This is a genomic window from Streptomyces sp. NPDC047014, from assembly GCF_040644195.1.
Taxonomy (GTDB): Bacteria; Actinomycetota; Actinomycetes; order Streptomycetales; family Streptomycetaceae; genus Streptomyces.
Genome location: NZ_JBEYVX010000007.1, coordinates 158905 through 182703, shown reverse-complemented (window position 1 = coordinate 182703; position 23799 = coordinate 158905). Strand labels below are relative to the sequence as shown.

The window sequence follows — 23799 nt, the reverse complement described above, 5'->3', positions numbered from 1 at the left end:
CCCGTTGCCTGTTCGACGCTCACCGCATGGCCCCTTAATTTCACGCCTCTGCTGTCGGCGCAAATTGTAGGGCTATGCTGACGGTCCTCTGAAATCGCACATGCGTCCTGTCGGAGCAGTGCGTCGTTGGTAATATTTATGTATTAGCGGAGGGGTTTGACAGGGGTTTTGCGCTGTTCTAACGTCTCGGACGTTTGGCTTTCCGGCTGGATTGTTGAAAGTCTGGAGGTTTCGTGTCGTTCCGAGCGGTGTCTGTGATCGCGGGTGTCGGCTCCTGTCTTCCGGAGCGTGTGATCGAAAATCGCGATGAGCCGCTGGCCTCGCTGGATACCACCGACGAATGGATTCGCTCCAGGACGGGTATTGAGCGCCGGCGGTGGGTGGAGGCGGGAACGAGCACGGGTGATCTGGCGGTGAATGCCGCCAGATCTGCGCTGAGGCGAGCCGGGCAGCCTGTGGTGGACCTGGTGGTGCTGGCTACCACCACCCCTGATCATCATTCGCCCGGCACGGCTCCTGCGGTGGCTGCCCGTCTTGGCCTGGGGACGGTGCCGGCATTCGATGTGTCGGCAGCCTGTTCGGGCTTCACGTACGCCTTGGCGGTCGGGGATGCGTGGATCAGGGCCGGAACGGTGCAGTGCGTGCTGGTGGTGGCGGCGGAGACGTTGTCGACGATCACTGATCCCTCGGACCGCGGCACCGCGGTGGTGTTCGCCGACGGGGCGGGGGCGGTGGTGCTGCGGGCCGGCTCCCCGCTGGAGCCGGGAGCTGTTCTCGCCACGTCCCTTGGGAGTGACGGGACCCAGGACGACCTCGCGGTGGTCCGGGCCGGTGGTTCCCGCTGGCCGGACCACGCGGGAGAGTCCTCCTTGGCGGACCGGTGCCTTCGTATGCGCGGCCCGCAGATGTTCGCTCACGCCGTACGCCGCATGACGGAATCCTCGCGGTCGCTCCTGGAAACGGTGGGCTGGCCGGTCGAGTCGGTGGGCGCATTCATTGGACACCAGGCGAATCAGCGCATCCTGGACAAGGTGGCGGATCTCGTCGGCGTGAAGGCCGAGGCCAGGTTCGGCAATATCCGCGAGGTGGGCAACACCTCCTCCGCGTCGATCCCTCTCGTCATGGACGAACTGGTTGCCCGGCAGGCCGTCGCCCCGGGAACACGCAGCCTCTTCACCGCTTTCGGCGGCGGCGCCGTGTGGGGCTCGGTCGCCTTGTCCTGGCCCTTGATCAAAGACTACGAGTGAGGCAGATTTTCATGAGCGATTCCAGCACCCCGCCGCTCGGCTACATCCAGAAGTACCTGGCGTCGGAGCACAATATTCCCCTTGGAGACCTGGGCGGGGCCAGGACTTTCGAGAGCCTCGATCTGGACTCCATCGCGCAGGTCGAAATGTTCGTCACGCTGTCGGACCACTACCGCATCGAGCTCGACGACTCCCTTGCCTCAGCGGACATGACCCTGGATCAGACCGCGGACATGGTCGAGGAAGCCCTTCTCGAGAAGGCTGCCGTCCCTCGCCAGGAGGGTGCGGCAGACAACCGCGCCAACCAGGCTCACTCCTGACCGGCCTCCTGCGATATCCCGCTCTTCCGCCAAGAATCGGAGAACCATGCCCGCACCGATCACCCGTACCCTGCCTCTGGACGGCCTGTCCTTCTCCTACCAGGTGCAGTGGGCCGAGCATCCGACGATCGAGCCGGTGTTCGTGATCGGCGGGGTTCTGCAGGGTATGCACGGCTGGTCGATCATGGAAAACCATGTTCTGCCCCACGCCGGCCTGATCTCCGTAGACCTTCCCGGGGCCGGAGAATCGACTCCGCTGCGGCCGGAACAGGACATGGAGACGATGTGCCGGGCCGTCGAGATGATCATCGACGATCTCGGTCTGGAGCGCGTCAACTTCCTCGGCTACTCCTTCGGCTCCGCTGTCGCCTTCCGCTGCGCCCAGCGACGGCCCGACCGCATCGCACGCCTGGTGCTGGGCGGTGTTCCGGTACGCATCAGCGACAAGCTGATCGACCTGTGGATGCGTGGCGCACAGCGCATGCTGGAGGGAGATCCGAATGGCTTCGTCGATGTGCTGACGGAGATGTTCCTGTGCTGCGACACCGACGTGGTCATCCGTAACCGGGACGTCGTGCGGCAGCTGGTCAAGCGCATGACGCTGCGTGCCGTCACGGCCAGCGCTCATGGCTTCAGGACCATGGAGCGGTCGGTTCTGGAGAACCTCGACCCGGTCGGCGGGCTCACCGGGGTGCCGACGCTGGTGTTCTGCGGCGAGCACGACACCATCAGCTCCGTCCACGAGCAGCAGGATTTCGCCCGGACGATCGACGACTGTGCGTTCGCCGTGATCGGCGAAGCGGACCACTGGGTGTTCATGCAGCGCCGCGAGGAGGCCAGCGACCTCGTGATGCGCTTCTTCACCGGCCGTTCCGTGGCCGACCTGGGCTACCTCACCACACCCGCTTCGCCCCGCCCGTCGGGCGAGCCGGCTTCTCTGAGCCGCTGACCGGCAGTGCGGTGGCGTTTCCCAGTGCACGTCTCACCGAGGAGGACACAGCGGTGACCAGCATGGTCCTGTCCGGTCTGGGCTGCTGGCTGCCCCCGACCGTGGTGGCCAACACCGACCTGATGAGCGCCGAGATGGACAGCTTCGTGCGCCGGCGTATCGGCGTCATCAGCCGGCATCGCATCAACCAGGGATCAGCCACGGTCCACCTCGCCACCGAGGCGGCCGCGCTGGCGATGAACGCCGCGGGCGCGCGCACGGCCGACACGCTCATCCTCGCCACCACCACCCCCGACCGGCTCTGCCCGGCCGGCGCACCCGAGGTGGCCAGCCGGCTGGGGCTGACCGGCATTCCCGCCTTCGACATCAACGCCGGATGCTCGGGCTTCCTCTACGCCCTGGAACTGGCTCGCGGACTGCTCGCCACCTCCGCCCGCACCGTCGTGGTCATCGGTGCCGAAAGCGCATCCACCATGATCAACCCGGCTGATCCCAGCACGGCCCCCATCTTCGGAGACGGCGCCGGTGCGGCAGTGGTACGCCGGGCAGAACCGGGAGAGAGCAGCACGTTCGGGCCCACGGTGTGGGGCAGCGACGGCACCCTCGCCGATGCGATCGCCATCCCCGCCGGAGGATCGCGCCAGCGGGTGCCGGCTCCCGGACGTGGTGAGGGCGACCTGTTCTTGCATCTGCGTGGCCCGGAGGTTCTGCGCAACGCCGTACGGCGTATGAAATCCGCCGCCGCCGGAGCTGCGGCCGCGGCCGGCTGGCAACTCGACGACGTCGATCTGCTGATCACCCACCAGGCGAACGCCACCATCAGCACCGCCCTCGCCGCGGCTCTGTCCTTCCCCCCGGAGCGCATGCCGTCCAACATCGACCGGGTCGGCAACACCGCGGCCGCCTCCGTCCCGATCCTGCTGGCCGAGGCCGCCGCAGACGGCCTCCTCGCGGAGGGGAGCCGACTGCTGTTCACGGCCTTCGGCAGCGGCCTGTCCTGGGCCGCCACCACCGCCCGGTGGCCCGGCGTCCCTGCCCTCACCTCGCACCAGAAGGAGTCCGCATCATGAACGACGATGTCCTGACCACCGTCATCGACATCCTCACCACGAAGGCAGGACTGCCTCCCGGCCCGGTCACCCCCACCGCCACGCTCAAGGACGCGGGCGTCGACTCCATGGCCGTCGCTGTCCTCGCCATGATCCTCGAGGATGACTACCAGCTGGTCATCACCGAGACCGCCCTGACGGCCCATTCGACGGTTGCGGACCTCGCAGCCTTCATCGAAACGCAGATGGCCACCCGGGCGTGAGCGCCAGCCCGGCCCCCACCATCACCCGGTTCCACGCAGAGGACCGGCAGATCTACTGGCGCGCGGCAGTCTTCCCCTGCCGCATCCTCACTCCTGTGGCCGCCACCGCCGGCCCACCCCTGCTCGTTCTCGGCGGTGGACTGCAGACCCGCCACTCCTGGACCCGCCTCGAACAGCGGCTGGCTCCCCACCACCCGATGCTGATCCCCGACCTGCCTCCCGCCCGAGCCCCCGGCGGCCCCGACCTGAACTGGGACGACCTCACCGACGCCGCCATCAGCACCCTGGAACAGGCCGGAGTGCAGCAGACAGCCGTCCTGGCGGTCTCCTCCGGCTACCCCGTGGGATACCGCCTCGCTCAACAGCACCCCCGCCGGATCACACACCTGATGCTCTTCGGCGCATCACCGAAGCCCGCGCCCCGCCTGACCGCCCTCATCCAGCAGGGGCTGCACCACATTGACCAGACACCCTGTACCCCGCACCCGCGCGCCCGGGCAGACCAGGCAGAGCACCTGGTCGCACTGCTGACCAACCCCCAGGCCGCCGCCGGCAACCTGCTGATGAGGGCGGCCGCCAAGGTCCTGCTGCAGCACCTGCTCTCCGCGCCCCACGACCCCCTCACCGCCTACATCCGCGACCGCGGAGCCTTGCTCCTGGACCGGCCCCTCCCGCCCGGCGGCATCAGCGGCGTGCCCACCCTCGTCGGTGTCGGCGAACACGACACCACCACCACGGTCGCGGACAACCGGGCCGTAGCCGCCACCATCAACGGTGCCGAGCTCACGGTCCTGGACCACTGCGACCACCTCCTCCACATGGAACGCGACGCCGACTTCGCCGGCCTTGTCGCCGCTTTCCTCCGGCCGGGCACGTCCGCCGGAATCCCCGGCTGCACCACCGAAACCCTGCCCTGACACCGCTGCAGGAGAACCATGGACCCGACCCCGCCCACCCCGAGCGGCCCGGCAACCCCCCAGCGCATCCTGCTGGCCACATGGGGCAGCACCGGCGACATCGCTCCCTACACAGGTATCGCCACCGCCCTCAAAGCAGCCGGCCACGACCTGACGGTTCTCACCTCCCACCGCTACGCCCCCCTCTTCCGCGCCCACCAGGTGCACGTCCACCCCCTCCCGCTGGACGACCACGAAGCACTCATCGGACACCACCCCTCACCACGAGCCCGCCTCCGCAACGCCCAGAGCATGGCCGTGATCACCGCACAGGCAATGCTGGCCGCAGCCGAAAAGCCCATCGATCTCGTGCTCACCCACCCCCTGCTCCACCCCCAGGCCGCCGTCCTCGCCCGCGGCCTGAACATGCCGTGCCTGGGCGCGTACACCGTCTCCCACGCCATGATGCTTCCCCGCATCCTCGGCCCCGCCTCGGGCTGCAGATACAAGATCGCCGACACACTGACCCGGCTCACCCTCAGCCCCATGTACCGGCCCGCCGTCACGCTCCTGCACCGGGAACTCGGCATGAGAGCCGGCCCCGCAGCCCGCTTCTCCACCTTCCACGGATCCCAGCCCGTCCGCTACGGACTCAACCCCGGCCTGACCCCGGCCCCCGCACTACGCCACCCCGACCACCGGGCCATCGGCCACTGGCGGCCCGCAACCGAACCGGGCTGGAGCCCCGACCCGCGTCTGGAGGAATTCCTCGCCGCAGGCCCTGCCCCCGTCTACTTCGGCTTCGGTTCCATGACCAACTTCGACGGCGACCACCTCCTGCGCTCCATCAGCCGCGCCGTGAAACGGCTGCGCATCCGAGCGGTCGTCCAAAGCGGCTGGGCCGGCCTGCACACCGAGCAAGAGGAGCTGATCACCGTGGGCGCCTGCCCCCACACCTGGCTCTTCCCCCGCATGCGCGCCGCCGTCCACCACGCCGGCCCCGGAACCCTGCATGCCTGCCTCGAAGCCGGCACCCCCGCCCTGCCCGTACCCGCCGCGTACGACCAGCCCTTCTGGGCCAGACGCCTCAAGGCCCTCCGGCTCACCCCCACCGTCATCCCCGTGCGGCGTCTCACCGAACACAACCTGGCCGCCGCACTGAAGGAACTGCTGACCAACCCCCAATACCGAGAGCGGACACAACGCTGGTCCGGCACCCTTCGAGCCCACGACGGCACCAGCACCCTCATGACCGACGTCGCCCTCCTCACGCAGCCCGTCCGGTGAACGAAGGCGCCCACCGCAGCCTCCGAAGCCGGTACGACACCCTCCGAGCAGTACTTTCGGTACTGGTCACAGGTCGCTTCGACCACGTCCCGGACCTCTACCCACCGGGCCGGGCCGCGCCGGCCGTGCCGCCACCCGAGAGCGACCGCAACCGTGCCGTGCCGTGCCCGCAGACAAGGCCGCCGAACCGCAACGGCACGTCAGGATGCCCAACGAACTGCGGGAACAACGCGGACACGGCCTTTACCACCTGCCCCCACGGCCGCCTGGCCGTTCGCTGCAGTCTGCAGCCTGGTCCGCTCGGCCGCGGTGAGCTCGATCGGTCCGTCCAGCAGTGCTTGGGCAACGATGCCGACCCGCTGCTCCTGGGCGCCGCAGCAGAGACTGTGGCCGCCGGTATGGAAGAGGAGCCGTCGGGACCCGCCGCGAGTTTCGCGGCGCCGAACGCGGCCGGCCGGGGGTACTCGCCGTCGACTGGGCGGTACCGATCCAGTGGTGGAAACGGCCCGCGCGGTCGGCGGCCCGTACCACGCTCAACCTTCGCCGAGGCGGTGTGTTAACTGCACTATCGCCTCTGATCATGGAGCGAGTTAGTCCACGTGCAGAAGGAAGCTCCTGTTGTTAGACCTGCGCCATCAGCTGATCGGGGGCAGGGCCGACGTACCTCGTATCGGATCAGTGATCAAGCTGGACACCATCCCTTGGTACGCCGGCGTCGGCCCTGACGAGACCGTCGTTGCCTCAGTCGTTCCGTACCTCCGCGGCCTCATCCTGGATGACAACCGTCCGCCGACCGCGAAGAGCTACGCCTACGACCTACTGTGCTGGCACCGGCTGCTGTGGTTCCTGGACGTTCCGTGGGACCGGGCGACCGAGGCGGACGCGTCTGCTCTGGTTGGGTGGCTGCGAATAGCCCCGAGCCCGCAGCGCCGCCGCGGCAACCCGGACTCACCGCGGCCCGGGTCGGTGAACCCGCGGACTGGTAAGCCCTATCTCCGGGCGGGTTACGCGCCCCCGACGATCAACCACTGCCTGACCGTGGTCAGCAGCTTCTACGCCTACCACCGGCACTACAACCGCGGTCCGCTGGTCAACCCGGTGCCGGAATCGGTGGCCATGCGCCGGGCCCTGGCCCACCGGGCCCCGGACGGCGAGGTCCAGCCATTTCGCCGGGCCCGGCTCCGCCAGAAGGTCCGCCGGTCCGATCCGCGCTCGATTCCGGACGCGATGTGGGACGAGTTCTTCGCCGCGCTGACCTGCGACCGGGACCGGGCGGCCGTCCTGCTCTACGTCTCCAGCGGCTCGCGGACCAGCGAACTCCTCGGGGTGACTCCGGGGGACATCGACTGGCCCAAGCAGCTGATCTAGGTGGTCACCATGGGCACGGACGACCGCGAGGCCGTCCCGGCCAGCCCGCAGGCACTGACAGTCCTGGCCGCCTACCTCGACCACATCGGCCTGCCGCCGGCCGATCAGCCGGTTCTTCGCGCCCGGCGGGGCCCGGACCGGCCGCTGACCTACTCGGCGATGCGGCGGGTGATCCAGCGGGTCAAGGACAAGCTGGGCACGAACTGGACGCTGCACGACCTACGGCACACCGCTGCGACCCGGATGGCGAACGATCCGAACCTCACGCTCCCCCAGGTCCGCGCGATCCTGAGGCACACCGACCTGGCGACTACGGGCCGCTACCTGAACGCCCGGGTCGAGAACCTCTTCGATGCCCTGCAGGCCCACTACAACCGACCGCGAGTCCAGCGGTCCTTCGCACCTGGCTACGACCCCGAGGACGTCAAGGCGGTGTTCGGTGCCTAATCGCACGACAGTGGACATCTACACGGTCCGCAACCGGCGCCAGAGCTACGCGGAGACGCCGCGGGAGAAGCAGCCGACGCGGTTCAGCAGGGCGGCGACAAGGGCGGCCCCGGCGCCGCGGCCCGAGAATCCGCCGGCGCCGTTCGGCGACCTGTCGCGGGCCGAGCTGACCCAGATAGATGGACAGAGCGAGTGTCGCCTGCCCTGGCCGGCGGCCAGCGTCGCCAGGAGGCTACTCACAAGCCTGCTGAACTGAGCTGGTTACTGAGGCGGCGGAGGCCGTAGTAACTGCAGGTCAGAGGGTTGGATGGGTGCGTTGCCGGATGCAGAATGGCATCGAGCAAGCCGTTCGCTCTGGCACGCCAAGAAAGTTGGACCAAGGGCCTCCCCTGAAAGGTATCGTCGCTGGTCAGGGGGCTGCGAGTTGCCGGTGAAGGGTTCCGCACAGCCGTCTCTCCAAGAAACCTTGGAGAGACATCAAGAAAACAGGTCTCGAGATTCGTATAGAGGGTGGACGCGCCTTCCCAGAGGTGTGTTGAAGAGAACGCGTCGTGCTGGTCCGACTGTTGGCTCCGGGCAAAGAGTTACCAACGGTCGGCCAGTCGGCCAGCCCATACCGAACGATGACGCCTCGTTGCAAGTAGACGCAGGCGTATTTTTGCTACCCACATCACAGAGAGTGGCCGGGCGTCTCCTTTGCGTATTGCCCTTAATGGGGCCTTCCGGGGACTCTGGTCGGTGATCTCGAAGAGGCCCGCCCGGACCTCGAGGGGGTCACCCTGTTACTTCACACCTCTGGGAAGATCATGAGCTCGGAAAGCAACAGCCCCGCCGCTGCGGTGGGGCTCGTCAGCCGCTTCAAGCGGTGGGGCCTCTCCTCGGTCGTTGTGACGACCGAGGCGGTTCAGCACTTCGTCGAGCCCGGCACCGGCTGGGGATCCGATACAGAACGTGTCCAGACGTGGGCCATCTGGGCCCTCGGGATCCAGCTCGTCGCGACGGGCTTCATCGCCGTGAAGCAGAAGCTCGAGACCGTCGAAGGCTTCGAGCTCCGCCTGGTGCGGAATTCGCAGCGCGATGAGAACACGCGTGGGGAGGCTCGGCAGCGGCACTCCGGCGGCCAGGACCGGCAGCCGCCCGTCCGTGACAACCGGCCCCCCACCCGCAGCCTGGGTCAGGGCCGTCCGGCGGCCGGACCCCAGGCCGAGCGCGGCACGCGCCGGTCCCAGCGCGACCGCGGTCAGAGCGGACAGCGTCGACGTGACGACGGACAGCGGGGCGCGCGTCAGCCCGAGCGGGAAACCCATGAGGGCGCCTGACCAGCCAGATGCCCGCGAGCCCCGCGACCGTCACCGGTCGTGGGGCCACGGCTTCGAGGAGTTCTACGCTGACCGTTTCGAGGACGTGGTCATTTACCTCGTGAGGTTGGGAACCCCGGAAAGCGACGCACGCGACATCGCCCAGGACCTCTTCATCTCGTTCGGTGACAAGTGGGATGACATGGAGGAGCAGGCATACAACAACCGTGCCTACGTTCTTGCGTCCGCGCGGCACCGCCGGATCGACTACTACCGCAAGGCGCGGAATGTCCGCGAGGTTCCGGTCGGCCACGACGTGCTGGACCAGGTCAGTCCTCCAGTAGCAGGGCTGGGCGCCGACGACTTCTACAACGGCCTGCAGGAGGTCCTTCAGGAGCATCTTTCCGATCAGCAGTGTCGTGCTGTCCTCCTTATGGCCTCGGGCATGAAGCACTCGGAGATTGCCGCGGTGATGGGACTTTCCATGGGTACGGTCGCCACCCACATTGCCACCGCGCGGAAGAAGCTCAATCGCCTTGGGGCAGTCGCACTTCTCGCCGGCCGTTAGGCGTGACGGGAGGCAAGCACCCACGTCGCCTCCCGTCACCTGGCCGGTCCTTCTTGACTTAGTGCAGAGAAGTTGAGCGATCGGGGTACTGACAGCTGGGCGAGGATGCGAGGCGCCTTCGGGCTGGGGGTGTATTCGGCGTTCACGGGCCGTCGGAGCGCAGCCGGGGCCCTCGCCGGATACGTGCCATCCCGCGATCGCCGGGCTGGGGATGATCGCAGGCTTCGGCGACGATCTGGCCGGCCTTGATCGCCGGCCTCCGTGTCACCCCTGGTTGATCTTTTCGCGGCGGGGTAGCCAAGCCCCATGGCCCTCGACAACATCTCCACCCCCACCATGACCGGATACGTACAGCCCGACATCGACGTCCGGGCACTGTCCGCCGTACTCGACGGCGAGTACGCCGAGATCCGCGGTCTCGTACGGAACAACCTGTCCCGGCACGCCTCCATCCTCGAAGAAGCCGAGGAACTCGGCCTCGACGCGTTCCGCGAGCGGGTGCGGGAGGTAGTGGTCGAGATGGCCGCGACGGGGCAGACCGGCATGGGGTTCCCGGCTTCCTACGGCGGTGGCGACGACGTCGGTGCCTCGATCGCCGCGTTCGAGACGCTGGCCTTCGGCGATCTGTCGGTCCTGGTGAAGGTCGGCGTGCAGTTCGGTCTCTTCGGCGGCGCGATCCTGCACCTCGGCACCCGGCGCCATCACGACGCCCACCTGCCCAGGCTGATCACGGGCGAGCTGATGGGCTGCTTCGCGATGACCGAGACGGGGCACGGCTCCAACGTCCAGGCGCTCGGCACGGTCGCCCGGTACGACGCCGCACGCCAGGAGTTCGTCATCACCACGCCCGGTGACGAGGCGCGCAAGGACTACATCGGCAATGCCGCCCGCCACGCCGAGCTGGCGGTCGTCTTCGCGCAGCTGGAGGTGGCCGGAGAGTCCCACGGCGTGCACGCCTTCGTCGTGCCCGTCCGGGTCGGCGGCGAGCCCGCGCCCGGCGTCCGCATCGAGGACGACGGCCGCAAGATGGGGCTCAACGGCGTGGACAACGGCCGGATCCGGTTCGACGACGTGCGGGTGCCGCGCGAGGCGCTCCTGAACCGGTTCGCCGACGTCAGTCCGGAGGGCGTCTACGAGAGCTCGATCGACGACCCCCACCGGCGGTTCTTCACCATGCTCGGCACGCTGGTGCAGGGCCGGGTCAGTGTCGGCGGCGCCGGCATCAGCGTCGCCAAGGTCGCCCTGGCGGTCGCCACCAAGTACGCCGTGCGGCGGCGGCAGTTCTCGGCGGCCCCGGACGCCGAGGAGCAGGTGCTGCTCGACTACGGCCTGCACCAGCGCCGGTTGCTGCCGCTGCTCGCCCGGACGTACGCGCTGCACTTCGCCCAGGACGTGGTCCGCTCACAGCTGCACGAGGTCTTCTCCGGCATCACGGACGACGCCGAGGAGCGGCGGCGCCTCGAGTCCCGCGCCGCGGGGCTGAAGGCGCTCGCGACCTGGCACGCCACGCGGGTCGTCCAGGAGTGCCGCGAGGCATGCGGCGGCGCCGGATACCTCGCGGTCAACCGGTTCGCCGCGCTCAAGGCCGACAGTGACGTCTTCACCACCTTCGAGGGCGACAACCACGTTCTTCTGCAGCTCGTCGCCAAGGGGCTGCTCACCGATCAGGCGAGCGCGTTCGAGGACCTCGACCAGGCGGGCATGGTCCGCTTCGTCACCGGCCTCGCCGTCGAGACGCTCCTGGAGCGGACCTCCGTCCACAAGTTGCTCGAACGCGTACGCGATCTGCTGCCCGGCGGCGACGAATGGGACCGGGAGGCCGGACTGCTCGACTCCGACTACCAGCTCGCCATGGTCCGCTTCCGGGAGGAGCACATGCTGGCCGGCCTCGCCCGCCGGATCAAGAACGGGACCGACCAGAAGCGCGACCCGGGTGCGGTCTTCTCCCAGGTGCAGGACCATGTCGTCGCGCTCGCCCGCGCCCACGTCGAGCGGCTGGTGACGGAGGCGTTCGTCGAGAAGGTCCGCGCAATGCCCGAGGGCGGCCAGAAGGCCGCGCTGGCCTTGCTGTGCGACCTGTTCGCCCTGTCGACGATCGAGGCGGACCGGGCCTGGTTCATGGAGCACGGTCGGCTGACCGTGCAGCGCTCGAAGGCGATCAGCCGCGAGGTGAACGATCTGTGCGGCAAGGTCCGACCGCTCGCGCCCGACCTGGTCGACGCGTGGGGCATCCCGCCGGAAATGCTGCGCGCGCCCGATCTCCTGGGCTGAGCCGAGCGGGCCCGCGGCGCTGCGGCCGGGCCTCACGGGCTCGGTGCGGTTCCGGCGGGCGATGATCCTGCGCCCGGTGGCCTCCGCCTCGGCGGAACACCCGTCGCCCGTCCGCACGCGGGCCGTCGCCCACCCGATGCGGGTTGCGATCCGCTCCAGCACGACGACGGCCCACAGCACGGCCGGCGGCGGCTCCGGGTCGTGGCGGTCGGGGCTCAGCGACCTCGGCCAGGAGGGCGGCCTGCGGCTCGGGAAGCGGTACCGCCTTGTCGGGGACGAGGGACAGGTGCGCGCTCCGGTCCGTCAGCGGCAGATCGACGTCCGCCTCGTACGACGGCCGCCTCGTGCGACGGCCGGTCACCGACAACATCCCGGTCCAGCGGGTACTCGGCGACACCGCTGCACCCGCACGCACGAGCCGCCCGGAGCGCCTCGGCGCGCGGAGCGCGGAGCCCGGGCCGGGGGTGCACCGGCGACCACCAGGAGCACGAGGAACTGCACGCCATCGGTCCCCCAGGTTCGCGGCCCCGGCTGTGCGGCGTACCTCTGGCACTGTCGCTCGGCGCGGCGGCGGGCGAACTCGGCGGCGGCCTGCGTGCGCTCGACCTCGACGGCCGCGCTCTCGGCGTCGGTCGGTTCGGCGGTGGCGGCGCGAGCGGCGGCCTGCCATCTTCGCGGGGGCGCCGTAGTCGGTGCCATGGACCAGGCCGAGGCCGTCCGACACGGCGATGGCGGCGTGCAGGATGTCGGCCCGGCCAGGCGGTGTGGTCGTCCGTGTCGGCCTGGAGGACGAGCAGGGCGGGTGCGGGTCCAGACAGCACGCCGTCTCAGGACGCCCCTACGCGGTCACTGCGCTGTTCACACGCTCCAGCAGGTCCAGCAGGTCCAGGAGTTCCAGCAGGTCCGGGTCTACCGGTGGCATGCCCGGACACAGCCCGACCGGGTGGTAGGTACACGCATTCGCTGTTTCACCCGGAAGGTCCGCCGACGGGAGGCCGGCCGAGGTGACTGGCCGTACGTGCGTTTGCCATCGGCCGGACGGGGCTAGACGTAGAGCTGCGAGTGGTGGTCTTCGCGGAGCGGACGGTCACGGGGCTGCCACCGGGGACGCTCCTGAACCGCATCGGCGTCCTGCTTCGAGAGAGGAAGGCTCCATGACCAACGTGCCACCGGCCACCACCACCGATTCGGGCGCACCCGTCGAGAGCGACGAGCACTCGCTCACCGTGGGTCCCGGCGGGCCGATCCTGCTCCAGGACGCCTACCTGATCGAGCAGATGGCCCAGTTCAACCGGGAGCGGATCCCCGAGCGGCAGCCGCATGCCAAGGGCAGCGGCGCCTTCGGCCACTTCGAGGTGACTCATGACGTCAGCGCCTACACCAAGGCCGCCGTCTTCCAGCCGGGCGTACGCACCGAGCTGCTGGCCCGGTTCTCGACCGTCGCGGGCGAGCGCGGGAGCCCGGACACCTGGCGCGACCCGCGCGGTTTCGCGCTGAAGTTCTACACCAGCGACGGCAACTACGACATGGTCGGCAACAACACGCCGGTCTTCTTCGTCAAGGACCCGATGAAGTTCCAGCACTTCATCCGCTCCCAGAAGCGCCGCGCCGACAACAACCTCCGCGACCACGACATGCAGTGGGACTTCTGGACCCTCTCCCCCGAGTCGGCCCACCAGGTGACCTGGCTGATGGGTGACCGCGGTATCCCGCGTACCTGGCGGCACATGAACGGGTACACCTCGCACACGTACATGTGGATCAACGCCGCCGGTGAACGGTTCTGGGTGAAGTACCACTTCAAGACCGACCAGGGCGTCGAGTGCTTCACGCAGGACGAGGCCGACCAGATGGCCTCGGCCGACACCGATTACCACACGCGCGACCTCTTCGAGCACATCCGGGACGGGGAGTTCCCCAGCTGGACCCTGTACGTGCAGGTGATGCCGTACGAGGAGGCCGAGGGGTACAGGTTCAACCCGTTCGACCTGACGAAGGTGTGGCCGCACGGCGACTACCCGCTGATCCAGGTCGGCCGGATGACGCTGGACCGCAACCCCACGGACAACCACGCCGAGATCGAGCAGGCCGCGTTCCAGCCGAACAACTTCGTCCCCGGCATCGGCCCGAGCCCGGACCGGATGCTGCTGGGCCGGCTCTTCTCGTACGCCGACGCGCACCGCCACCGGATCGGCGGGAACTACCAGCAGCTCCCGGTCAACGCCCCGGTCGTGGACGTGCGCACGTACTCCAAGGACGGCGCGATGGCCTTCCGGAAGACGACCGACCCGGTCTACGCACCGAACTCCAAGGGCGGTCCGGCGGCCGACACCGAGCGGTACGGCCGGCCGCCGAGCTGGGAGGCTGACGGGGCGATCACCCGCAGCGCCTACGTGTCGCACGCCGAGGACGACGACTGGGGCCAGGCGGGCACGATGGTCCGCGAGGTCCTGGACGACGCGGCCCGCGACCGGCTGGTGGAGAACGTCGTGGGGCACCTCCTGAACGGGGTCACCGAGCCGGTCCTGGAGCGCGCCTTCCAGTACTGGTCCAACATCGACAAGTCGATCGGCGAGCGCATCGCGCAGGGCGTGCGCGCCAAGGCGGCCGAGAAGGACCCGAAGGCGGCCCAGCAGGGCAACCCGGCGCGGAGCAGCATGCAGGACAAGGCATGAGCGTTCGCGGACGGGCCTGCTCCGCGGGCGCGCGGACCTGAGCGCGGCGCCGCGGCACGGTGGGGACGGGCCCGGTGCCCGGTGCCCGGTGGGGCCGGCCACCCTTGTGGTGGCCGGCCCCACCGGTCCTTCGGCTGTCCGGCTCCGGCGAGCTCGTGCTGGTCGACTTGAGCTGCCTGACCAGGAAGCTGATCCGCCCCCTCAGGTGCTGGGCGGCTCGCGGGTGAACGCTTGGCCGTCGGCACGGTGCAGGGCGTCATCGACGCCCCACCCGCTATGTGTCACCGCCTTCGCCCCGTCCGACCCCGGGAACGTCTTGGCGTGGAGGGTCATGAGGAACGGGGATGGCATGAAGTACGGCAGCAGACCCGGCGCACCCGACGGAGGCCAGGGCGGCTCGGTGCATGGGCCCCTTCCCCGGCTCGGTCCGGAGCCCGTGCCGGGGTGTCCTCGGTGCGCGGTCGCGGCGGGCGGCGAGCCGTGTCCTGGCGGACGGGTGCCTGTCCAGGGTGTCCGGCTGCAACGTCGGGATCCGCCATCACCCCCAGGTCTGACCGGGGGGCGGGGTGATCGACCGGAACGCCATCGGACACCCCGTCCCAGGACGCGCACGGCAGACCGGGATCCTGCGGGACGTCGACCGAGCAGCAGGGTCTCGGCGGACGGGCGTAAGTGCACTTACGCGACGCCGCGTCGCGCACACGATGTACCTCGGACGGTTCCTCGCTTGCCGTCGAGGAGGTCGTTCCTGCGCTCCGTGAAACGACTTACGGAGGTACTTCAGAAGCTGCGGGTGCCGCTTGCGCTGATGTACCTCGGAGCGGGGTCTCGGGCAGTCCAGTACAGGGCATTGCGCTACGGTGGGGTTCGGTGACGTGAGTGCCTCACGCGGCTGCGGCAGCCAGGATTCTGAGCATTGTCAGTAGCTCGCGGCAGACTGATGTCACGCAGTACGGCGGCCTCTGCCCGGCCTGCAAGCAAGGACAGAGACCGCCGCGGGATGTACCCGCACCTCGCGCCTCTTGGTGTCCTACCACCAGGGGGCGCGTCGCGTTTTACAGGTGGCTGACGAGCATCTCGTACAGCCACACCAGGCACCGGAAGAACCAGTGCGCGGTCTCGTCGGCGGCGTCGGCCAGGACGGCCTGGACGAAGCCGGCGAGCAGGATCTCGCGAACGGTGGTGCGGCCCTCACCCCGGACAGGCGGCCGGCCTTCGTCCTCGGAACCGTTGGACGTCGGCTTGTCGCTCTCCGGCATGGGAGCCCCCCAATCAGGACCGCCGCGCTGCAACTAGGGAGCCGGGGCGACGGTCCGTCAAAACCCGGTTCTCCAGAAGCTGCACGAGCCTCCGAATGGAGTACGCCAAGGCTATCCGGCGCGAGTGACAGATCTGGGGCACGCACAGGTACGGTCGCGCGAAGCGCAGGCGCGCCAACGAGCGCGACGCATCGGCATCGCAGGACGCGAGCCCGCGCCCGCTGGGTCCCCGACCTGGCCTTACCTGCCCGAAGCCCGTGGCACGGCGCCCCACCTACGATGACCTCGCACGGTCACGAATGGTGTCCTCGAGCTTCGCCTTCTTCGTGTCGGTGGTAGCCCTTTCCGGTGTAGCCGTGCATGATCACCAGCCGCCCGACGTGCGCAAACGGCGTCCCGGTCTCATGACGGAAGGCCGATTCTTCGATCTGTTTGCAGGTCCCGTCGGCCATGCACCCGCTCGATGATGTCCCGGCGGTAGACGTACGGATCTTGCCTCTCTGCCGCGCGATGCAAAGCGCCCTTCCCGCCCACGAGGACCTCGGAGTTCTTGTAGATCACCGGCGTCCGACGTCTCGACGGGCCAACCACCTGGCCATACGGCTGAGTCGAGACCTGGTACGACAGCTCGTCGAGCCAGAGAAGAGGCGACGTGACTACTGTTCTGAAGTCCTCGACGTCCTCGACCACGAAACCACCGACGTCGGAGACGTCTTTGGAACCGAACTCGGCGATGTCCAGACAGCCCCAGCCCCAGTCCCCGACCGCGTGCAGGACTCCATTTGCCGTTGGCTACCGGATCCGGGCGGGGTTGGCCACGGCCACGGTGCGGCGGCCCGTGCCGCCCTGTCACGAGTGGAACGTGACGAAGCGGCCGCCATCGGCACCCTTGCTGCCACCCGCTACCCACCGCCCTCGCAGTACGGCGGCCACAGACAGGGCCTAACCGAGCCAGACGATGCCCAGCACGGAGAGCCGCCGGGTGAGACGGTTCGCCACATAGACCACGGAGAGCTGACCAACGGCCGCGGCACGGACGTCCTCACCCTCCGGGTCACCGGCGTTCCACTGGGGCCAGCCCCACGGGGAGCGCACCGCGATGTCCAGGACGTCGCGGACCGTCTCCCGGGCCGGCTCGGGGAGCTCGGCGAGGGTCTTGGCGGCCTGCGGGGACAAGCGCACCGCCCACGGCTGTTCCTCGGTCACGGGCGGCCGCCGAGGGCATCGTCCAGGTCCATGAACTCGGAGTCGTCCTGGCCGGAGTCCATGAAGGCGTCCACGGCCGGGGCCGCGGCAACCCGAAGCTGCCAGGTGCGCACGACCTCGTGCAGCGGGGTCAGGCTGAACGCGTGGCGGGCATCCTCCAGCGCCCTCGTCCAGTCCCGCTCGAAGGCCGGCACCCACTGCTCCGCACGCCGGTCTGCCCGGAGCTGGGCAAGGAGTTCCGCAGGGGCGCCAGGCGCGGGTGCGTACGGGGCGGCGGGGGCGGGTGTGTGGTCGGGCTGGGCGCTCATCGGCTCCTCCTCGGCGGGGTGCTACTGCCACCGTAGAGCGGGGGGAGCCGGGCTGGGCAGGTTCCGGCGGAGCAGTCGGCGGCAGGTCTGGCGGGTGGTGGCCAGCGCAGGTTCAAGAACCCCCACCCCGATCTGTCATCTTGTGAACGTCATCGTCCGCACAGGACGGATCTGGATGTGGCGGTTGCCCTGACCAAGCTTCTGTACGAGGACTTCGTCAGCTATGGAACCGACGGCAGGAACATGCGCCTTGATGACGAGGGCGTGGTGCTCGTCATCAAGGCGCACGGTGCTGTCGTGCGGCGGCTGGCCTTGGAGGCGCCTGCGTGGCCGTTTCGAACCTTCGACGGCCCACAGGGCTTCGACACCTATTGACGTAAGAACGACATGAGCGGCAGTTGGCAGGCCCGGCGGGACTGCGTCGAAGGCATTCTCGGTCCGACCCGGACGCGTTGGAGGAACTGCGGAGCTGGAGTACGAGAGCCGCTTCAGGCAGATGCCTGGCGGCAGCTTCAAGAAGCTGATCTTCGCCGCGGTCGGGCCCAAGCCGGAGATCGTCCTGCGGGACGCGGTGAACAACGACGTCGAGACAGTCCGCAACGCCGAGAACTGCCTGGTGTACTCGGACCCGCTGCCACCTCACGGCCTCACCTGGCGTCAGATGATCGCCTGGTGGCGCACCCACCATCAACCCGACGCGGATGAGAAAACGGCAGCCGACGCCTCTATCGCCTCCTGTACCGGTCTCTGGACTCACTCCCCGAGCAGCTCGTGCTGCACACCTACTGCGCGGCCTACGCGGAGACCGGCGGCTTCGAACTTCCCGCGCTGATCCCACAGGTCTACCTCCACTACGACCCGTACGCGCGCAAGAGCGGCAAGCAGTCCGGCGCGCAGTACCGGCAGCGACTGGACTTCCTCCTGCTCGCACCCGATCGCTCCCGGATCGTCATCGACGTTGACGGCGTCCGGCACCACGGACGCAAGAACCCACCCGATGCCGAGGGGCGGGTCACCCACACCGCCGGACCGCAGCTGTACTCGGACATGGTCGCGGAGGACCGGCGTCACCCAGCCGACCCCACCGCGACGGACTGCCCCCGAGTCCAGAGAGCGTCAGAACATCCGCGCTTCCCGCGACGGAAGAAGCTAGGGGCCCCGACCGGCCCGGGGGGGGTGGGCCGGGTCGGGGCCGCGCCCCAACCCGGCGGGGGGTTCCGGGCGGGGCGGCCAGGGTGTGGGGCGGGAAGGTGGTCGCCTCACGGCGGAGGGCTCTGCGGGGCTTCAGCCGAACGATCTTCCCCACACGCTATCGGTCAGGCCCGGGGACACAGTCCTCTCCACTCCCACACCCCGCACGTGGACGAACGGTCAACCAAACCGGAACGTTCCCTCCTATAAGAGGGATACCGCCGCACTGGTCAGAAGGTGACGGGAACACGCAGACCGAGAGCAACCGCTGCCCGCCGGCACCCCGCCCGGACCGCAACAAGCTCCGCCCACACTTCCGACCCCGGTCGCTCCCCCGCAGCCGCAAAGGCCCTTGGCGGCCGCGGCGTGCAGCTCGGCCCGCGCCGTCGGACCGTCGCCCGGGAGCACCATGATCTCGGCGGCGTCCGTAACCGCGCCGACCAACCGCGCCACCTCGACCGGCTCGGACACCGACCGGTGGAGATAAACTCCGAGCATCCCGGGCACCCACCTGGCGAGGCCGCCCCGGATGTCCTCGCACAACCCGTCGACACCTGCGTGCGGGCCCTCGATTGCGATGCCGGCGCTCATCTCCCCATGGTCTCCGCCACCACCGACATCCCACTCGATACCGCGGCGTGCACGCAGCAGTGCAGGCCGTCGCCCGGTGAGGGCGACGGCCCGTGCGGTCATGTCACGCAGGACCCCGACACATCGTGCGGGTGCGGTCGCGGTCCTGGCGGCGGCGGCCCCAGGTCTCGGTGTCGACGGTGCGGCCACGGTCGTCGCGCAGCGTCGCTGTGTCGGAGCCGTTGTGCCTGACGTAGTTGGCCTGTCGCGCAACGTCTGGGCCGGTCCGGAGAGACGGAGCGCAGCGGTTTCCGATATCCCGGCAGTGCCCGGCAAGTTCAGCAGTGGCGCGGTCCCCCGGTCTCTCTTGCGGGTGAGCAGAGGCGTAGGACAGCCACAAGGTTGAACATGTTCAGTTCTTCTGTAAGGCTTAGTCCTGGAGTGGGAGCGGAGGCGTTGGTGCGTCGGCTCCTGATGGCGACATAGCCATCACCAACACCCTCACCCACGCCTGCCGTTATGGGATTCGCGGCCGCATGCAAGGGGTTTCATGTCCATCCAGGTTCCGCCGCCCGGCCCGCAGCCACCGCCCGGATACACCATGCCCCTGCCCCCGCCTCCGCGGACGGAGATCGGGGCGGTGAAGCACATCGGCATTTCCTGCGCCGCCTTTACCGCTGTCATGGCACTGCTCACATGGCTTCTTGTGCTGATGCCGTTCTCCCGAAGGCCGCCAAGTCGACACCGCCCGCCCTGCTCGAGGCCGGGTCCGGCCGGCAGCACGTCGAGGTGGGGCCCCGCCCCTTCCGCTGCGGCCGATCTCACCGAGAAGCAGCACCGCGCTCAGCACCATGCTCGGAGCTACGGCACCGCGAGCGCAGGTCAGACACCTTGGCGTGGATGCGAGGGCAGAGCCTCAGTTGGCATGCCGGCCAACTGAAGCGCCGATTCAGCTGGCCGTTTGCCCCGGCCCCGAACCGGAGCGCTCGCCGCCTTCATCACCGGCAGCACCCCCTCGGCCACCTCATCGCCCCCACCGCCGGACAAGGAGCAGCGATGTCGGAACGACATCGGAAAAGTGATCGCCGCCATCGGCCGTGAGTGGACGGGTCCGGCGGTAACGACGGCGCGCCAGGGACATCATTGACCTGCCGCGATCCCGTGCCGTCCGTGACTCGCCCGGGTGTCACGACGGCAGCCCGAGAAGTCCGCTGCTCACTGCGCCCGTCCGCCGACGCAAGTTCATCCGGCGCCGGCGGACACTGCCTGCATCAGATGCGGTGGACCGTGTGGAGTTTCTTGGCGTAGGTGCCGAGGCCGTCGAGCAGGGAGGCGCCGCCGAGGTCGGACATGGTGGGTCCGTGGCCGGTTTTGCGGCTGGAGAGGAAGCGGCGCTTGCCGGCGGTGTCCACGCCGAGGTAGATGCCGACGTGGTCGACGGTGACGGTTGCCGTGTCGTCGCCCGAGTCCGCGTTGAACAGGAGCAGGTCGCCGGGCTGGAGCTGCTGGGCGGTGGGCGGGTTCGTGCCGTCCGTCTGGTCGATCCGTACGCCAGGGGTCTGGTCGACCATGTGGCGGGACTTGCGCGGGATGCGGGTCCTGGTGGTGTCCTCGCCGGCGGCGAGGGGGATGCCCATGTGGTAGCCGTAGACCATGCGCGTGTAGCCCGAGCAGTCGAGGTTGCCGACCTGCTTGGAGGACGGGCCCGTGTAGGTGCCGTCAGGGAAGGTCCAGCCCAGGTTCATGTACTCGTGGAAGTCCGCGCCCTCGTACCGGTAGCCCTGCGGGTCCAGGTAGCCGTAGCCGGCCTTGCCCATGACCTGCTTGCCCGTCGCCGGGGTGGCCGATGTGGTCACGGCGGGCGCTCCCGCGAGGAACGCGGCCGCGTGGGCCAGGACATCGGGGCTCGGTGAACCGGCCCAGCCGCGGATGGTCTGCTCCAGGGCCGGGGTCCAGGTCCCGTCGAATGCGGCGGGCAGGACACGCACCCAGGTGCTGTGGGTGACCGCCGGCGGCTGCTGCCAGGTCGCGGCGTCCACTTGGAAGCGGCTCACCACCAACTTGACCGGAAGGTTCGTGCAGCCCTGGTTGGCCAGCGCCCGCAAGCCCACCCGCCCCTTGGGGAAGGTGCCGTCCGTGACGTCCACGGCCCAGCCGGGGGGCTCGGTGGTGTCCGTGCGCCAGGCCCTGACCTGGATGCGCGCCCCCTCGCGGCGGACGCGGATCGTCCAGTTCGTGCCGGCCGCGACGCCGGTGGCGAGGGTGGTGGCCGTCGTCAGCTGGGTGACGGTGTCCGCGACTTCCTTCTCCAGCCGCAGTTCGACTGCGCCCGAGGTGAGGAAGGACAGCCTCGCGCGGTAGTTGTTGTGCGTGTCCTGGTAGCCGAAGGACAGGGCGTATGAGCAGGCTTGACCGGTGGGCACCTTGTCGAACTTCGCCACCGCGCGGACGTCGACGTCAGTGATCTCGTCGTCCCGGAGGGTGGCGTGACGGCTCGCGTAGTCGGTGGTGAGCGCGATGACGGCGCTCCCCGGAACCACTGAATAGTCGGTGTCGGCCGGCCCCAGGGTGGACCAGCTCCCGCCGGCGGGGGAGGTGCCCCAGTACTTTCGGTCCGCGACGGGAAGCGCCAGGTCGGGGAGCGTGCGCTGGAAGTCGTCGGCGAAGGACTGCTTGTTCTCGGTAAAGGTTCGCTGGGGGCCGTTGAGGACGACGGTACGCGCGCCCTTGGTGAGGACTGCGACGCGCTGGGTTCCGGAGGTGACCTCCAGGCGCTCCGGCACGCCGGGCAGCACGTTCGTGGTGAAGGAGCCGAGGGCGATCTGGGTGAAGTAAGCGGGGTCCAGAGGGCCGAGCGTGACGGAGGACCGGGGCGAGGTGAGGGACGCGGGAGCTGCCGATGTTGCTGCCACCGTCGCCGGCGCGGCCGGGAGGGACGGTGTGCGTGCCGGGGCCGTGGGTCTGGGCGCGGCGGCAGCACTCAGGGTGCCGAGTGGGACGGAGGCGGCGGCAGTGGCGAACACGGCGAGGACATTGCGTCGGGATGCGTGTGACATGCAGCAATGATTCAACTGGTGCCCATCTCGACGAACTTCACCCCCCGGCGATGCCCTTTATTATGGATAACCTGGCCGTTTTGCCGAGATGTCCGTAATGGGCCACCGAGATTAGATACTCTTCCGGTGTCACTCGCCACGCGAAGGAGCCTCAGGCGCGTAACCGCCCGGGGCTGATTGCCGCGCGGCGTCATCAGAACCGTTGCAGAGGGCTGACGTCGACTCGACCTGGGCGTGGGAAGCTCTCAGGCACGTCGACAACGGTGTTTCGGGCTGATCCGCAACTACAACTTCGCGAGCTGGTCCCACACGAAGCGATTCGGATTGCTTCGAGTGCCACCGGCCACCCAAACGGGCTTGCGACGCTTCACTCTTCTTGGACACCGCACCATTGGCTCTGAGGCTTACGCAGGTGGAAATCTCGTCTTCACCTTCATCGAGAACGAGCGCATCGTCTGGCTCGACATCTCATGTACCCGACGCGGCATCGCTAGAAGAAGCTACATTTGCGGCAGGCGCCCACAGCCTCCACCGCCTACCCGACTGATTCCAACCCGCCCAAATTCATGGCCGAGGAGTTGGCTAAGGCCGACTGATCTCTCTCGCTGCCCGGAGGCCGGCAGGCCGCCCGAACAGCCGAGCGCTTTGTGGGGACGCCCTGCCAGCCGCCGCGTGCAGTTCGGCCAGCGCGGTCGCACGATTACCAGGAGCTCGACCGCGTCCGCGACCATCGCCACCAGCCGCGCCAGCTCCGCCGCCCGTACACCGTCCCGTGCACGTGAACGCCGAGCAGCCGGGACGCCCACCGTGCGAGGGCGCCCCGTATCTGCTCGCACAGCCCGTCGATCCCCGCAAGCGGGGCCGCCGGGCGTTATACCGGCGCTCATCTCCCCATGGTCGCCACCACCTGGGTGGCGAGAGGCTGCGGAAGGCGGATCGGAGTGCTGTCGAGACCACCGTCATCAACTCCCGGTCGGTAAAGGCCGCAGAGACCGTCGGCCGCGCCCGCGAGGCTACGACGCCGCGAAGAAGATCAACGGCCGGGGGCGTCACCTGGTCGTGGATACCAACGGCCTGCCACTGTTCGTCATGGTCACCCGGCCGACATGACCGACCGCGACGCGGCGAAGGAAGTGCTGTTCCGGCTGCGGCTCATGCACCCAGAGAACACGATCGTCTGGGCTGACTCCGCATACGCGGGCCAGCTCGTGACCTGGGCAAGGAAGTACCTGGACCTGACGGTGAAGACGGTGAGCCGGCCCAAGAGCGCGGTCGGCTTCGTCGTCCTGCCCCGCCGCTGGGTCCTCGAGAGACCGCTGGCCTGGGTCGTGCACGCCCGCAGATACGCCCGCGACTACGAGCGGCTCGTCCAATACTCCGAAACGTTGATCACCTGGGCCGCGATCACCCTCATGACCAGGCGGATCACCCGCCTCCGGTCCCCCGGGCCAGCCAACCAGCCCCTCGCGAGCACACCCGCGGCTGACCGGGATACCACCACCCCGCCCCCAGACCAGCCCGGCCCGATTCCCCACTCTGACACGGCCCGTTCTAGGCGAAGCTTCAACCTC

General features: G+C 68.9%; 19 protein-coding genes and 1 pseudogene. 15 read left to right on the top strand and 5 right to left on the bottom strand.

Annotated features, from left to right (window positions below; translation table 11 throughout):
• The first annotated feature begins 233 nt into the window (after positions 1-233).
• From ABZ873_RS07350 to ABZ873_RS07290, 13 genes are all read left to right on the top strand, one after another.
• On the top strand, positions 234-1247 hold the full coding sequence (locus ABZ873_RS07350; protein ID WP_360866575.1) for a beta-ketoacyl-ACP synthase III: 1014 nt from the start codon (positions 234-236) through the stop codon (positions 1245-1247).
• 11 nt (positions 1248-1258) lie between these two features.
• Positions 1259-1567 (top strand): acyl carrier protein, encoded by a 309-nt coding sequence (locus ABZ873_RS07345; protein ID WP_360866572.1) that lies wholly within the window; start codon positions 1259-1261, stop codon positions 1565-1567.
• Positions 1568-1613: 46 nt separating this feature from the next.
• Entirely contained in the window at positions 1614-2516 is a 903-nt protein-coding gene (locus ABZ873_RS07340; RefSeq protein ID WP_360866569.1) for an alpha/beta hydrolase, read from the top strand.
• Between the two features lie 62 nt (positions 2517-2578).
• Positions 2579-3586, top strand: a complete 1008-nt coding sequence (locus tag ABZ873_RS07335) for a ketoacyl-ACP synthase III (protein WP_360866675.1) — start codon at positions 2579-2581, stop codon at positions 3584-3586.
• Entirely contained in the window at positions 3583-3828 is a 246-nt protein-coding gene (locus ABZ873_RS07330) for an acyl carrier protein (protein WP_360866566.1), read from the top strand. The genes ABZ873_RS07335 and ABZ873_RS07330 overlap by 4 nt, the downstream gene beginning before the upstream one ends.
• The gene (locus tag ABZ873_RS07325) at positions 3825-4745 is read left to right on the top strand and encodes an alpha/beta hydrolase (RefSeq protein ID WP_360866563.1); all 921 of its coding nucleotides are present in this window, start codon (positions 3825-3827) and stop codon (positions 4743-4745) included. Before ABZ873_RS07330 ends, ABZ873_RS07325 begins: the two co-directional genes overlap by 4 nt.
• Positions 4746-4763: 18 nt before the next feature.
• Positions 4764-6011, top strand: a complete 1248-nt coding sequence (locus ABZ873_RS07320; RefSeq protein WP_360866559.1) for a glycosyltransferase — start codon at positions 4764-4766, stop codon at positions 6009-6011.
• Positions 6012-6689: 678 nt separating this feature from the next.
• Positions 6690-7379, top strand: a complete 690-nt coding sequence (locus ABZ873_RS07315; RefSeq protein WP_360866555.1) for a hypothetical protein — start codon at positions 6690-6692, stop codon at positions 7377-7379.
• Between the two features lie 9 nt (positions 7380-7388).
• Positions 7389-7826, top strand: a complete 438-nt coding sequence (locus ABZ873_RS07310; protein WP_360866552.1) for a site-specific integrase — start codon at positions 7389-7391, stop codon at positions 7824-7826.
• Positions 7827-8632: 806 nt separating this feature from the next.
• Entirely contained in the window at positions 8633-9145 is a 513-nt protein-coding gene (locus tag ABZ873_RS07305; protein WP_360866549.1) for a hypothetical protein, read from the top strand.
• Positions 9132-9692 carry a sigma-70 family RNA polymerase sigma factor gene (locus tag ABZ873_RS07300; RefSeq protein ID WP_360866546.1) on the top strand — a complete coding sequence of 187 codons (561 nt, stop codon included), beginning with the start codon at positions 9132-9134 and terminating at the stop codon, positions 9690-9692. The genes ABZ873_RS07305 and ABZ873_RS07300 overlap by 14 nt, the downstream gene beginning before the upstream one ends.
• A 306-nt stretch (positions 9693-9998) precedes the next feature.
• Positions 9999-11963, top strand: a complete 1965-nt coding sequence (locus ABZ873_RS07295; protein ID WP_360866543.1) for an acyl-CoA dehydrogenase — start codon at positions 9999-10001, stop codon at positions 11961-11963.
• Positions 11964-13117: 1154 nt separating this feature from the next.
• The gene (locus ABZ873_RS07290; protein WP_360866542.1) at positions 13118-14638 is read left to right on the top strand and encodes a catalase; all 1521 of its coding nucleotides are present in this window, start codon (positions 13118-13120) and stop codon (positions 14636-14638) included.
• Positions 14639-15693: 1055 nt separating this feature from the next.
• Here ABZ873_RS07290 and ABZ873_RS07285 read toward each other — a convergent pair.
• From ABZ873_RS07285 to ABZ873_RS07270, 4 genes are all read right to left on the bottom strand, one after another.
• On the bottom strand, positions 15694-15897 hold the full coding sequence (locus ABZ873_RS07285; RefSeq protein WP_360866539.1) for a hypothetical protein: 204 nt from the start codon (positions 15895-15897) through the stop codon (positions 15694-15696).
• A 293-nt stretch (positions 15898-16190) separates the two neighbouring features.
• The gene (locus ABZ873_RS07280; protein WP_360866535.1) at positions 16191-16349 is read right to left on the bottom strand and encodes a hypothetical protein; all 159 of its coding nucleotides are present in this window, start codon (positions 16347-16349) and stop codon (positions 16191-16193) included.
• A gap of 490 nt (positions 16350-16839) precedes the next feature.
• Positions 16840-17103, bottom strand: coding sequence for a hypothetical protein (locus ABZ873_RS07275; RefSeq protein ID WP_360866532.1), 264 nt, complete (start codon positions 17101-17103; stop codon positions 16840-16842).
• Entirely contained in the window at positions 17100-17411 is a 312-nt protein-coding gene (locus ABZ873_RS07270) for a DUF6247 family protein (protein ID WP_360866529.1), read from the bottom strand. The genes ABZ873_RS07275 and ABZ873_RS07270 overlap by 4 nt, the downstream gene beginning before the upstream one ends.
• Before the next feature lie 177 nt (positions 17412-17588).
• On the opposite strand from ABZ873_RS07270, the gene ABZ873_RS07265 reads away from it, so the two are divergent.
• Positions 17589-17786 carry a hypothetical protein gene (locus ABZ873_RS07265; protein ID WP_360866526.1) on the top strand — a complete coding sequence of 66 codons (198 nt, stop codon included), beginning with the start codon at positions 17589-17591 and terminating at the stop codon, positions 17784-17786.
• A 2657-nt stretch (positions 17787-20443) separates the two neighbouring features.
• Here ABZ873_RS07265 and ABZ873_RS07260 read toward each other — a convergent pair.
• Positions 20444-22228 (bottom strand): NlpC/P60 family protein, encoded by a 1785-nt coding sequence (locus ABZ873_RS07260; protein WP_360866523.1) that lies wholly within the window; start codon positions 22226-22228, stop codon positions 20444-20446.
• Between the two features lie 955 nt (positions 22229-23183).
• Here ABZ873_RS07260 and ABZ873_RS07255 point away from each other — a divergent pair.
• A pseudogene (locus ABZ873_RS07255) lies at positions 23184-23727 on the top strand (transposase); the annotation flags it as partial.
• Between the last annotated feature and the right edge of the window lie 72 nt (positions 23728-23799).